Here is a 13,287-nt window from a genome sequence, read left to right on the forward strand (position 1 = left end):
AATTGAGATGATCTCTTAACCCTGCTCCGCCACCGCATCCTCCTCGGATAGCGACACGATCCGTCACCACCGAATATGAGACAGGGCCGTTCTTCTTACAGTCCCCACGCCGGGGAGCGGGGACACGCGAGCGGTACCGACCGGGCGTGCTTGGATGGACCCGTGGCCCAGACAATCGATACACCGTTCGTCGGCCGGGCAGACGAACTCACCCGGCTCACCGGCGTGCTGGAGCGCGCCGCGGCCGGCGACCCGCGCGCCGTCCTCGTCGCCGGGGACGCCGGCGTCGGTAAGACCCGCACGCTGACGGTGGCTGCGGCGCACGCCGCTGCCACCGGCATGACCGTCCTGACCGGCCGCTGCGTGGACCTCGGGGACGTCGGCCTGCCATACCTCCCGTTCACGGAGATCCTTGGCGCTGCGGCCGCCGACGAACGGTTTGCCGCGGCCTTCGCCGCGTACCCGGCGGTGGAGCGCCTGATCGGCACAGATGCGGCTGCCGGCCCCGCGGCCGACGCAGGCAGCCGCCTCCAGCTCTTTGAGGGCATCGCTGGACTCCTCGCCGACCTGACGGCCCTGACCCCGCTTCTCCTGGTCCTTGAGGATCTCCACTGGGCGGACCAGTCCTCTCGCGACCTGCTCCGCTTTCTGCTCAGCCGGGGTGTCCTGCAGCGGCCCACGCCGGGCCGCCCGCCCTACCGGCTCGCGGTCTTCGCCTCGTACCGCGCGGACGATCTGCACCGGCGTCACCCGCTGCGGCCTCTGCTCGCCGAGTTGGTCAGGCTGCCCGCCGTCGACCGGCTGGAACTGCACCCGCTGGCTGACGCGGACGTGGCCCGGCTCGTGTACGCGCAACGCACCGGCCCTGTCTCCGACAGCACCGTTCGCCGCATCGTCGACCGCGCCGAGGGAAACGCCTTCTACGCCGAGGAGTTGCTCGCCGCGCTGCCCGAGGACGACGAGGGCGCGGACTCAGCCGCGCTGCCCAGCGGCCTGGCCGACGTCCTGCTCATCCGGATCGAGCAGCTGACCGAGACTGCCCAGCAGGTCCTGCGCACGGCGGCTGTGGCGGGGCGCCGGGTCGGGCACGACCTGCTGCGTGGCGCCGTGCAACTGCCGCAGGAGGAGCTGGAGTCGGCGCTGCGCGAGGCGGCCGGGCACCAACTGCTCGTGACCGACGACGACTCGACGTACTCTTTCCGACACGCCCTCACCCGCGAGGCCGTGTACGCGGATCTGTTGCCCGGCGAACGGGTCAGACTGCACGGGGTGTTCGCGGCGCTCCTCGCTGGCGAAGGCCGTTCGCCGAACAGCGCGGCGGAGCGGGCCCATCACTCACGCGCGAGCCACGACCTGGCCGACGCGCTGGCAGCCTCCCTCGAAGCCGCCGACCATGCTCAGTTCTTCCGCGCACCCGCCGAAGAACTGCGGCACCTGGAGACCGCACTCGAACTGTGGGCCGTGGTGGACCCCTCCGCGCACCCCGAGGACAGCGACCCGGTCACTCTCACCCTGCGTGCCTCGGCCGCCGCCGCACACGCCGGCGAACCCCATCGCGCGGTCCAACTCACCCGCTCCGCGCTCGCGCGGGCGGGCTCGGAGGCCGACTCCGAACTTGCCGCCCGGGTGCGCTACACCCTCGCGGGCAATCTGATGCGGATCGACAATCTTCAGGCTGCGTTCGCGTACAGCAGCGAGGCGCTCGGTCTGATCCCGGCCGAGCCGCCCTCGCGCACCTGGGTGTGGGCGGCCGCGACGCACGTCATGGCGGCCCGTTACGTGGGCCGTGACGAGGACGCCGAACGTGTCGCCCGCCAGGCCCTGGACATCGCCGAGAGGCTCCGGCTTGCTGACGCCCAGGCCGATTTGGTGATATCGCTGGTCGGTCTCGAGGCGCACAACCGGCGTACTCCGCAGGGTCGGGAGCGGCTCCTCAGAGCCCGTGAGCTGGCCCGCACCGCCGGGAATCTCCAGGTAGAGATGCGGGCGCTGTACAACCTGGCGATCGGTTGCTACGAGTGCGGCGAAATGGACCCGTGCCTGACCTGGATCAGCGACGGACTCGACCGCGCCCGCCGTGCCGGCCTCCTCTCCTCGCCGTACGCTGTGGAGTTGCGCTATCTGCAATCCCTGCTGCTCTACACGCTGGGCCGCTGGGACGAGTGCACGCGAACGGCCGCCGACGACGTCACCCTCCTCACGGCCACGTCCGGGTTCGCGACCGCACCCGCGCTGTATGTCGCCCTGGCGCGCGGCGAGTTCGACGTGGCGGTCGGTGGCTCTCGTGCGCTGCTCGACGGCCCCCCGGACTGGATGGCCTCGCTCGTCGCAAGCATCGTGCTGACCGACACCGCGGCGCTGCGCGGTGACGCCGAGGACTGTGTCCGCCAGATGGGCACCGCGGTCGACGCACTCACGGAGGGCTCGGGCTCCGACAGGCCCGACGCCGTGGTCCGGCTGGCCGCGCTCACCTTGTCGGCCGTCGCGGACGCGGCGGAGGAGTCCCGACTGGCTGGCGACGCGCCGAGCACCAGTCGCTGGACGGACACCGCGGCCGAGCTCGTGGAGCTGGCCCGGACCACGGCGGCCCACGGCGAAGACGGCACTGAGCAGGGGCCCGAGGGCCTGGCCTGGCTGGCCCGCGCGCAAGCCGAGGGAGTACGCGCCGCCACCGGCCCGGACGTCGCCGCCTGGGAGCGGGCCGTGACCGCGTTCGGCTACGGCGAACCATACGAACTCGCCCGGTGCCGACGGCGGCTCGCGGAGGCCCTGCTCACCGCCGGCCGCCGCGAAGAGGCGGCCGAGCAGGCATATGCGGCCCGGGACACGGCCGTGCGGCTCGGCGCCGTGCCGCTGCGCGAGGCGCTCGACACCTTGGTACGACGCGGCCGTCTCGCCAAAGCACTGGCCGCCGGGGAGCGGATCGCCGACCTGACCGCCCGGGAGAGCGAGGTGCTGCGGCTGCTCGGCCGGGGGCGCACCAACCGCCAGATCGGCGAAGAGTTGTACATCAGCGGCAAGACGGCGAGCGTCCACGTCTCCAACATCCTCGCCAAGCTGGGTGCCGCGAGCCGTACCGAGGCCGTCGGCATCGCATACCGCGAGGGTCTGATTGAGCCGGAGACCAGCGCGTCGGGCTGATTGACTTGCACCTCGGGCTGAAGCCAACCGGGGCGCTGCCCAGGTACCTCGGGCACCGTGCGTTCGAGCTCGGCACACGGTTGAGGGCCACCGAGGTAGGTGCCCACCTATGGCAAGGCGTTGAGCTCGATGACCGCCGGACGATCCCGGGCTTCGGACTCGCGGAGTACGAGCCGCTCGGTCTTGATCGGAGCAGGTTGATTGCCCCGAACTTCGACAACCTTGATCATCAGGAGTCGCGTTCACTGTTGGCTCGATTCGAGCTCGACGAATTCGTCCTGCATGTCGATGACCAGCAGCGCCAGCCGTTCGGGCCGTACGGCACGTCCTGAGCCTGACCGCCGCCGGCCACCGCGAGCTGCTGCGCAGACTGCGGCCCCCATAAATTGAGCAGTGACCGAATGGTCCGGCTGGCACTGAGTGTCCGCGGCGACCCGAATGGCGCGCTGGCTACGGGAGTTGGTCGAATACGCGTGGGGCAGGAAGCGCAGGGCGTGCGGCCGGTCCAGTCCCAGATGGGTGTCGTCGAAGATGGTCCAGATCACCGGGACCGAGGCACGATCTCCTCGGCGGTCAGCGCGAGCGCGACGGGGCCCCCGAGTCGACGCGGCCGCGGTCAGCCGGACCCGTCCCCGCGTGCTGGGTCGCGAACGGCGGCACGGTCACGCCACATCCTGCGGAGTAGTTCGAATCCGGCTCGCCCGTAGAGCTGCCTCCTGATCCTCTTGATGCGGTTCACGGCACCCTCGACACTGCCGGAACTCCACTCCAGGGCGAGTCCGCTGTCACGGCGTCGAGGTCTCGGAGCAATGCGGTGAGGCGGCGCACGGTCGTTGACGACGGCAAGGTGCGTCCTTTCGCAGTGCTGTGCCGGCGGACTGGCAGGAACCCGCGTGCCCGGCGCGCCCCCGGCACGGTGGGCGCGCCGGGAGGCGGTACCGCCGGTCAGTCGGTGCTTTCGGGGTCGCAGTTGAACTTCGCCGCACCGGCCGTCATCTTGATGCCGCCGAGAATGTGCGACAGGAACAGCGGGTCGGTGTAGCTCTCCTTCGTGTGGCCCATGCCGGTGTAGAAGGACCGGCCGCCGTCGTACGGGTGGCACCACGCGATGGGGTGGTCGGCGCCCATCGAGCCGCCGGAGTAGCCGACCGGGTTGTACGTCCTCTCGTCCAACGTGGCCAGGACGCGCACGGCGGAGCGGGGGTTGGAGCGGTAGTTGTACCACTCGTCGGTGCGGGTCCAGCGGTTCGGCAGGTCCTTGGTGGCGAGGGTTCCCCGGCCCGCGACGTTCACGGTCGCCTGCTGGATCGACGGGTGGTCCAGGAAGTACGCGCCGACCAGGCCGCCGTACCAGGACCAGGTGTACCCGGAGTCGGCGGCGGCGTGGATGCCGACGAAGCCGCCGCCGTTCTCGATGTAGTGCTGGAAGGCGTCCTTCTCGGACTGCTGGTCCAACGGGTCGCCGGTGGTGGAGATGAAGACGACCGACTGGTACTTCGCCAGGTTTGCGTCGTTGAATTGGGTGGCGTCCTCGGTGGCGTCCACCGTGAAGCCGTTCTCCTGGCCGAGCTTCTCGACGGCCGCGATGCCGTCGGGGATGGAGTCGTGCCGATAGCCGGTGGTCTTGGAGAACACCAGCACTTTGAACGCCGGTGAAGCGGCGTGTGCGGTGGTGGCGCTGGTGGCCGCGAGCGGCAGGGCCAGAGCGGCCGCCGACAGCAGAGCAACGATACCTCTACGGGACATCATCAACCTTTCGTAACCTGATTTCCGGGGACGGGGGTGCTGGATCAGCTGAAGGCGCCGGGCAGGTACTGGTCGACGTTCTCCTTGGTCACGGTCGCGGAGAACAGGGTTACCGACGACGGCAGGTCCTGCCCGACGAGGTCGCCCATGACCTTGTTCTGGGCGACGAGCCGAGCGAGTTTGACCGCCGAGGCGGACATGTCCGACGGGTAGACGACGGTGGCCTTGAGTACGGAGTTGTCGGCCTTGATCTCCTGCATGGCGTGCTTGGAGCCCGCTCCACCGACCATGAAGAACTCGCTTCGGCCCGCCTGCTTGATGGCCGCCTCGACGCCGATGCCCTGGTCGTCGTCGTGGTTCCACACGGCCAACTGGGCGCGTGACAGCGGCCCGTGGTCTCGCAGCAGAGTGAGCAGCTCGCACCGGATGCTCACATTCGCTCACCTCCTGATGGCAGGCACTGCTCGCCCGCCCACGACGTCGGTGGCGCCATTGGCATGAGAAACGTCCACCCCGTTCCGCCGACACGAGCCGGGGAGCGGGAAAACGGGGTGGTGACGACGGGTCAGGAAAGCAGGTCGGCGAGCGAGGTGTAACTACGCTGCGCGGCCCCCAGCGAGCCGGGCGGGTCGGGCTGGGTGCCGGGGGCGGTGTCCTGCTCCCAGATGCCGTGGTGGTTGCCGAACGGACCGATCGCGTGGATGAACCGCTGGTAGCGCATGTCACCGGCGCCGAACTCGGTCATGTCGTAGCCGTCATCGGCGCTGGGGTCGGACTTGCCGTCCTTCATGTGGAACAGCGTGTACCGGTAGGGGTGCTCGCGCACATAGGCCGCGGGGTCAAAGCCGGGGTAGCGGAACTGGCCGACGAAGGCCCAGTAGACGTCCATCTCGAGGTAGACGTGGGCGGGCTCGGTGTTGTGCAGGAAGACGTCGTACAGACGCACCTCCGGCTGGTCCTGGGCGAAGGCCCACTCGGACCAGTGGTTGTGCTGGTACAGCTTGAGTCCACGCGCCGACGCGGCCCGACCCCAGCCGTTGAACTCCTCCGCGGCCGCCTGGTACCCGGCGACCGTCGGGGTGTCCGAGGGGGCGTTCGGGGTCCCGATGTTCGGCATGCCCAGGATCTCGGCGTTGTCGAGCTCCTGCTGCAGATTGCTGCGGAAGGCTCCGATGCCGATGTGGCTGCCGATGGCTCGCAGGCCGTTGTCGTCGAGCAGCGTGCGGATCTCCTGGAGGGTGATCTGCCGGCCGAGGATGGAGGTGTTCTGGGTGTAGCCGGCGAACTCGACCTCCTTGTAGCCCATCCGTGACAGTTCCTCGAAGACGACACGGAAACCGAGGTCGGAGACCTTGTCGCGGACGCTGTAGAGCTGGATGCCGATGGCGTCCTTCGGAATGCTCAAGCTGGCGCCATGGGCCGCGGTGTCCGGGGCGAGCGTCTGCGCGGACGCGGGGAGCGCGCCTGCGACGGACGCCGCACCGATGGCCACGGTGCCGGCGGCTGCCGCACGCAGGAAGCCTCTGCGGTCGAAGTCCGGTGTGAACTGACCCATCATCACTCCTTCGTTGTGGAGCACCGAGCCGCGGTAAGACCGCGGCGTGGGCCGAACAGGGGGACGTACTCGCCCGGTCGTCGTGCGGGGCGGTCGTGCGGTCGGTCGTGCGGGGCGTTCGTCGGCCGGAACGTCTGGTGGGTGGGCAGTTGGCAGAACTGGCTGCGAGGTGACCGGAACCGCCCTCGCGAACGAGGGCGGCGCGGTTGCCGCCACGCGGCTCCCCCGCGGACCTCGCGACGGCAACAGGGTGGCCTCGGCGGACCTCGGAGGACGATGTACGCCTGAGACCGTCGATAGTTCACCACGAACCACCGGAACTTTTCACTAGACCGAGCAAAAGTTATGGCTACTTCAGGTCATGAAAAGCAGCTACCGGGCAGTACATCCTTGACAGTCCATCGTCATGGAGCCCACGCTCATGACGCTCCATCAGGGGGCCACAAACCCCTCCGAACCTCGCCTCAGTCCCACTCCGGACCCGTGCGGCCACACATGCCGCTTCGTCCGCAGTCCGACCACGCCCGACGTCAGTTGCCGGCGGCGTGCACACCAGGACCGCCTGTCCTCTCCACCGGCGAACCGGCACACGCCGGCCCGGGCATCCGAGCCCGGCCCGGCACCCCGTGCGACGCGACCGCTCGCGCGATGTCCACCGCAGCGCCCCAAGAGAGGTAGGCAGTAAGTGCGTACACCAGTAAGTCGACTACTCACCGCCACGTTGAGCGCAGTACTCAGCGTGGGGGTCGCGGTGGCCGGATCGTCGTCCGCGCAGGCGCGGACCCAGGCACCGCAAAGAGCGGCCGCGACCGCCGCTGCGTCGTCCGACTTCCAGCAGGTCACCCTCGCCAAGGGACCGGACCAGGTGGGCGAGCCCATGGGACTGGCGGTGCTGCCCGACGGCAGCGCGCTGCACAGCTCCCGCGACGGCACGCTCTACCGAACGACCCTCGACGGACTCACCGACGTGGCAGCGAAGTTGGCGGTCTACACCCATGACGAGGACGGGTTGCAGACCATCGCGATCGACCCGCACTTCGCCCAGAACCATCAGGTCTATGTGTATTACGCGCCGCGGCTCGACACCCCCATGACCGACGCCCCCGAGAGCGGAACGGCCGCCGACTTCGCGCCCTACAAGGGCTACAACCAGCTGTCCCGGTTCACCTTCGCCGACGGCAAGCTGGACCTGTCGAGCGAGCAGAAGATCATGCGTGTCAACACCGACCGAGGGCAGTGCTGCCACGTCGCGGGCGACATGCACTTCGACGGTGACGGCAACCTGCTGCTGAGTACCGGCGACGACTCCAACCCGTTCGCCTCCGACGGCTACGCCCCCATCGACCGGCGGCCGGAACGCAACCCTGTCTTCGACAACGAGCGTTCCACGGCCAACACCAACGACCTGCGGGGAAAGCTTCTGCGGATCAAGGTGCACAACGACGGCACCTACACGACCCCGAACGGCAACCTGTTCCCGAAGGGCACCCCCAAGACCCGTCCAGAGGTCTACGCGATGGGCTTCCGCAACCCCTTCCGGTTCAACGTCGACAAGAAGACCGGCGTCGTCTACCTGGCCGACTACGGCCCGGACGCAGGTAGTGCGGACCCGAAACGCGGGCCGGAGAACACCATCGAGTACAACCGGATCACCAAGGCCGGCAACTTCGGATGGCCGTACTGCATCGGCAACAACACGCCGTACATCCAGTACGACTTCGCCACCGGGACATCCGGGAAGCCGTTCGACTGCGCCCACCCGGTGAACGACGCTCCCCTGAACACCGGCCTGAAGGACCTGCCGCCGGCCCAGCCGGCCTGGATCTGGAACCACTACGCGGGCAACTCGCTGTTCCCCCAGCTCGGCGGGCAGGGCGCACCGATGGCCGGACCCGTGTACAACTACGACTCGACGCTGAACTCCCAGGTCAAGTTCCCCAAGAGCTATGACGGGAAATTCTTCGCCTACGAGTTCGGCGCCCACTGGATCAAGCCGATCACGTCCGACAGCAGCGGAAAGATCCAGTCGATCGACACCTTGACCGACGGCAACGACTGGGCCCACCTGGTCGAGCCCATCGACACCGAGTTCGGGCCGGACGGATCACTGTACGTGCTCGACTACGGCAGCGCGTGGTTCGGCGGCTCCCTGGACGCCGGGCTCTACAAGATCGAGTACGCGCCGGGCAACAAGGCACCGACCGCGGCGATCAAGACGGACACCTCATCGGGCAAGAACCCGCTGACGGTCAAGTTCGACGGCACGGGCTCGACCGACCCCGAGAACGACAAGCTCACCTATGCGTGGGACTTCGACAACGACGGCAAGACCGACTCCACGGATGCCACCCCGTCGTTCACCTACACCACGAACGGCCAGTACCACGCCAAGCTCACGGTCAGCGACCCGAGCGGCAGAACCGGTGTCGCCGCCACCCTGGTCACGGTGGGCAACTCCGCGCCGGTGCTGTCGTTCTCCCAACCGCCCAACGGGCTGACGTTCAAGGACGGGGACCAGGTCGCGTGGAAGATCGACGCCACCGACCCGGACGGCACCCCGGTGGACTGCTCCAAGGTCCAGGTCAACTACTCGCTCGGTCATGACATGCACTCCCACAACCTCTCGCAGGCGACAGGGTGCAGCGGTACGTTCACCATGACGACGGCGGGCCACACCGATGCCGACGACTTCTACGCCATCCTCTCCGCAAGCTACACCGACTCCTCCCCGACCGCCGGAGTACCGGACCTCACCGGCACGACACAGATCGTCCTGCAGCCCAAGGGCAGGCAGGCGGAGTTCTACCGCACGCAGTCCGGCGTGCAGACGAGCTCCGACGCCAACGCCCAGGGCAACGAGGCGGTCGAGTCGATCAATAATGGCGACTGGATCGAGTTCGACCCGTACGACCTCCAGGGTGTGAGCAAGATCGACTTCCGGGCCGCGTCGAGCGGTACCGGCGGCACCATCGAAGTCCACACCGACGCGCCCGACGGCCCGCTGGCCGGCACGGCGACGGTCGGCGACACCTCCGGCGCCTACACGACGATCAGCGCACCGGTGACCGACCCGGGCGGAACGCACAAGCTGTACTTCGTCTTCAAGGGCGGTAGCGGCGATCTGTTCAGCCTGGACTCCTTCACGATGAGCTGACACGCAACAGCCCGTCCCCGCCCCGCCGGGCCGTCATTCACCGACGGCCCGGCGGGGCCTTGTCTGTCGCGTGAGGTCTGCCGCACCTGGGCCCGCTGGTACGCCGCCCCCGACAGGCTCGGCGGCCGGCGCACCCGCGTCGCCTCCGGAACCGTCGCCGACCCGCCCCCCATTACCGTCTTCGTAGCCCCGCAACGGGGTTACCGGCCTTCGGAGTTGGCATGACTACCTCCCCTTGTCGAGTGCATGGCCCGGGGGGTGGTGTCACCAGCTCCGAAGGCACTGACAGACCGCTGATTAGGGGCATGACCACCGGCCTTTCTGCAGGTCGGGAGGCTCTTCGTAATGTGGATGTGGCGATCAGTGCCGTGGCGAGGCCGGGTGAGTGCGACCGGAGCGTGCGCGTGATCGATATCAGCAACATCGACCTCTTCCTCGGCCTGGACGTCGGCAAGGGCGAACACCACGCCACCGCCGTCATCCCGGCCGGCAAAAAAGCCTTCGACAAGCGACTGCCCAACAGCGAGCCCAAACTCCGCGAAGTCTTCGGCAAGCTGCAGGCCAAGCACGGGACCCTGCTCGTGGTCGTCGACCAGCCCGCCACCATCGGCGCCCTGCCGCTGGCCGCCGTCATCTGATGCAGGGTCATCGCTTGCGGGGCGGGACAGCGTTCATGTCGAGGCCGTCGACGGGCCACTCCCCTCAAGACCCAGGCCGGTGAGGCGCGGCCGGGCGATGGCCTTCACCGCCGTGGTCAGTAGCCGTTGGGCCATCGCGTGGTCATAAAAGGTGGCCATCTCAAGTGGCGTATCCGTACCAGGCGTAGTCAACTCGGGATCGGCTCCGTAGGCGAGCAAGATCGCGGTCAGTGCCGAGTTCATCGGCTCCCTTGACTGCGCTGCGGAGTCCCCTTCGAGCTCAATGGCATGCACGAGAAGGGTCTGACCGCAACAGACCTCGTCAGGGTCAACGCCTGCATCGAGGAGCCTCGACAACTCCTCGAAATTGCTGGCTTCAACCGCCTGGTGACCCGCTGTCCAGGGATTCTCAACCATTACATCCTCTATGGGGATCGCGCTCGCCAAGTCCAACCCCTGCGCAACCAAAAGCTTACGCCGACGCATCCGCCACCCTGCGGGCCCTGTCGGCGATGCCCCTACAGTCGCCGCGAAAGGACGGGCGGATGTCCACTCTTCACTCGCTGGCACTTCAACGGCGCCCTGCTCAACATCACCCCGATGCAGAAACAGAAAAAACTCGAGCCCTGAGTCGACACCAAACCCGCATACACACAGCGCAAAAGGCGCAGGACGCGAAATGTGTGCCGGGGTCTGCTGACGTTGTGGGGTGCCGCGCTCACTGGCCCCCTTCCTACGGGATCGGATGCAAGACGGTCGGCTTCGGTCCGGGGTGCGGCCTGTCCCAGTCCGGGAGCGAAAGGCACGAGAGTCTGGGGCTGTTCGGTTGCCCGTACGGCTAGAAGACGTGGGCCGAGGTGCCCTGCGTGAGGTTCTCAAAGATCGTGCGCAGCCATGGGCTGCGCACGGCTGGTAGCCGGACCAAGGTGTGGTGGAACGTTGCCCGGTCGGCCCGGAACAGGTAGTTGGGGAGCAATGGGAGCGGGTCGTCGCGGAGGACGTCTTGGGGTATGCGGCCTGATGCAGGGATCGGCAGGTTGGGCTGGGGAGAGACCAGCCATAGCCACACCCCCAGTGGCAGGGGTACGAGGTGTGTCGCCGCAGTGGGGCTGGTGGGGGTCCAGGTCTGGCCTGTCTGGGGATGGATCGGTACGAGGAGGATGTCGACGCCCGTGTCCGGGGAGGGGCATCCCGGTCCTGCCAGGACTGCGCGCCGTTTCGGGGGGCCTGCGGGGAGCAGGGTGTCGAGCGCGCGTTGGAAGACATCCGCGGTCAGACCGCCCGGGACCTTCACCGGCTGTCCTTGGGAGGCAACGAGCAGGTGGGCGAGTGCCTGGCCGGCTGCTGCCTCCCACTGCGGGCTCCATGACCAGTAGTGGTTCGGCCCCAACCGTCCTCCCCATGTGGCGATCGGCTCGAACGGGGGCGTTTTCTCCTCTTTCTCTGCCAGCTCCGCCCAGGAGAGGGGTACAGCGTGGGTGCCGTTGACGGGGATGCGGTGTACGGCGTCCGGGCTGAGCCGCACTGCCTGCCACAGTGAGCAGTCGTCGATTCTGGTCGCCACGGGGAGGTCGCATTCCTCGCAGGCCATGTTGGGCCCGTCGGCTCCGTCGAGGCCGCAGCAGGCCCCGCCGCGCTTGTCAGGAATCAGGCGAGTTCCGCGGATGTCACCAGGCGCGATGACACTCGCCCCCGGCATGCTGTCGGACAGGGCGTAGACCGGCGCGTAAATGCCGCGTGCCTGCGCCTCGCCCGGATCGATCTCGTCCCACATCCGCCACGGCCCTCCCCAGGGGTCTGGGTCCACGGCGAACGTCCCTGACTCCATGAGCACCGGAAGCTGGGCCCCGTTTCCGTACTTCTGACGGGCGTGGACTGGTAGTGAGACTTGGGACAGCGGGGTGGTCAACTCTGTGCCGCATCCTGCACACACGAAAACGAACAAATGTCCTCCGCTTGGGAAACAGGCGTATCGTCGCAGCTCGCCGGCGGCCGGCCAACATGTTTTCTCATCCGTTGCGGGAACGGCGCCTGCAACCGGCGTGGAGTGTCAACGCAGCGCGGGCAAGTGCCAGCCGTCGCCTCTGGCTACGGCACGCGACTCACTTCATGCACTGATGCCGACGGAGGACACATAGGCGTAGGCGGCGTAGTCACTGTCGAGGTCGGTGATGATGTCGTCCCAGATTTCGTCCATCAGGTTGGCGTCCTGGGTGGCCCAGGCATCGACCAGGTCGGCCCACACGTACCGCACCGTGATCGAGCGCTCGGTGACAGCTGGGCGTGACGGCGCTCTGGTCGACGGGGTAGATCTCCATGCAGTGGCCTTGGCCGTCATTGTCGAGGTGCTGCTTGAGCCGGCCGGAGCGGATCAAGTTCTCCCGGCGGCGGACCCAGTACGCACTGTCGAGACGCTCCTGGTTGGCGCAGGTACCGCAGGTGGTCGAACCCGACCCTGGACGACCAGCCCGCCATCGACCCGATCCCCGCCCTCTGGGCGACGCGGTCACCGCGGTCACCCAGGACGCCGGTACGCAGTGAGACGGTTGCGCGGAGCACAACCAGGTACTCGGCTCCACACAGCGCACAGCCCAGGCAACCCAGAGAAACTCGAAATGAGGAGGTATCGACGTGCACTCGATCAGGATGAGAAGGATTACGGTCCTCTTGGGCGCTGCCGTCTTCTGCCTTGCCGCTTCGGCCCCGTCGTTCGCCGATTCCGGCGCGGCCCCCAAGGCCGCCTACTGCGGGACGGATAGGGCCACCGGGCTCGCGGTGTCAGCGACCGGAAACGTACCCTGCCGCGCCGCGCTGCAGGCGGCGGCCGCCTACACCAAAGCCTGGCACGGCACGGCGGCCAAACCCGTCCACGTCCGCAGGGCAGGCACCACGTGGCAGTGCCAGGAGCGGCCCGGCGACCCCAACCCCTACCAGGCGTGCGTCGACGCACAGGACCACACCCGGCTGGTCACGCTGTCGTCCTGAACCGACCGGCTCCGCCACCGAATGGCCCTCCCCCCCATGACGTCCCTGCGACTGCCGTCGATCGCGGC

9 protein-coding genes and 3 pseudogenes are annotated in these 13,287 nt (G+C 68.1%); 4 read left to right on the forward strand and 8 right to left on the reverse strand.

From position 1 onward, the window contains the following. Positions 1–162 precede the first annotated feature (162 nt). Positions 163–3,141, forward strand: coding sequence for a helix-turn-helix transcriptional regulator (locus ACFC96_RS31715; RefSeq protein ID WP_376615344.1), 2,979 nt, complete (start codon positions 163–165; stop codon positions 3,139–3,141). Positions 3,142–3,167: 26 nt separating this feature from the next. Here the strand turns inward: ACFC96_RS31715 and ACFC96_RS31720 are convergent. The 5 genes and pseudogenes from ACFC96_RS31720 to ACFC96_RS31740 all read right to left on the reverse strand — a co-directional run. Further along, positions 3,168–3,371, reverse strand: a pseudogene (locus ACFC96_RS31720) (hypothetical protein); the annotation flags it as partial. Positions 3,372–3,383: 12 nt separating this feature from the next. Then, positions 3,384–3,686 carry a hypothetical protein gene (locus ACFC96_RS31725; RefSeq protein ID WP_376615346.1) on the reverse strand — a complete coding sequence of 101 codons (303 nt, stop codon included), beginning with the start codon at positions 3,684–3,686 and terminating at the stop codon, positions 3,384–3,386. Positions 3,687–4,086: 400 nt separating this feature from the next. Then, entirely contained in the window at positions 4,087–4,890 is an 804-nt protein-coding gene (locus tag ACFC96_RS31730) for a ThuA domain-containing protein (protein WP_376615348.1), read from the reverse strand. Positions 4,891–4,931: 41 nt separating this feature from the next. Then, positions 4,932–5,255: pseudogene (locus ACFC96_RS31735) on the reverse strand (sugar ABC transporter substrate-binding protein); the annotation flags it as partial. Between the two features lie 197 nt (positions 5,256–5,452). Beyond that, complete coding sequence (locus tag ACFC96_RS31740; protein WP_376615350.1) at positions 5,453–6,442, reverse strand: sugar phosphate isomerase/epimerase family protein; 990 nt, start codon at positions 6,440–6,442, stop codon at positions 5,453–5,455. Between the two features lie 721 nt (positions 6,443–7,163). Here ACFC96_RS31740 and ACFC96_RS31745 point away from each other — a divergent pair. Together ACFC96_RS31745 and ACFC96_RS31750 are read left to right on the forward strand one after the other, a co-directional pair. Then, the gene (locus tag ACFC96_RS31745; protein WP_376615352.1) at positions 7,164–9,596 is read left to right on the forward strand and encodes a PQQ-dependent sugar dehydrogenase; all 2,433 of its coding nucleotides are present in this window, start codon (positions 7,164–7,166) and stop codon (positions 9,594–9,596) included. Positions 9,597–10,009: 413 nt separating this feature from the next. Then, positions 10,010–10,219: pseudogene (locus tag ACFC96_RS31750) on the forward strand (transposase); the annotation flags it as partial. 48 nt (positions 10,220–10,267) lie between these two features. On the opposite strand, the gene ACFC96_RS31755 reads toward ACFC96_RS31750, so the two are convergent. The 3 genes from ACFC96_RS31755 to ACFC96_RS31765 form a co-directional block, all read right to left on the reverse strand. After that, on the reverse strand, positions 10,268–10,651 hold the full coding sequence (locus tag ACFC96_RS31755; protein ID WP_376615354.1) for an ankyrin repeat domain-containing protein: 384 nt from the start codon (positions 10,649–10,651) through the stop codon (positions 10,268–10,270). Positions 10,652–11,072: 421 nt separating this feature from the next. Further along, on the reverse strand, positions 11,073–12,179 hold the full coding sequence (locus tag ACFC96_RS31760; RefSeq protein ID WP_376615356.1) for a hypothetical protein: 1,107 nt from the start codon (positions 12,177–12,179) through the stop codon (positions 11,073–11,075). Positions 12,180–12,341: 162 nt separating this feature from the next. Then, positions 12,342–12,488 carry a hypothetical protein gene (locus ACFC96_RS31765; RefSeq protein WP_376615358.1) on the reverse strand — a complete coding sequence of 49 codons (147 nt, stop codon included), beginning with the start codon at positions 12,486–12,488 and terminating at the stop codon, positions 12,342–12,344. A gap of 413 nt (positions 12,489–12,901) precedes the next feature. Between ACFC96_RS31765 and ACFC96_RS31770 the strand changes: the two genes are divergently transcribed. Next, positions 12,902–13,219, forward strand: coding sequence for a hypothetical protein (locus ACFC96_RS31770; protein ID WP_376615360.1), 318 nt, complete (start codon positions 12,902–12,904; stop codon positions 13,217–13,219). Positions 13,220–13,287: the final 68 nt, after the last annotated feature.

The organism is Streptomyces sp. NPDC055955 (genome assembly GCF_042270245.1).
Lineage (GTDB): Bacteria > Actinomycetota > Actinomycetes > Streptomycetales > Streptomycetaceae > Streptomyces.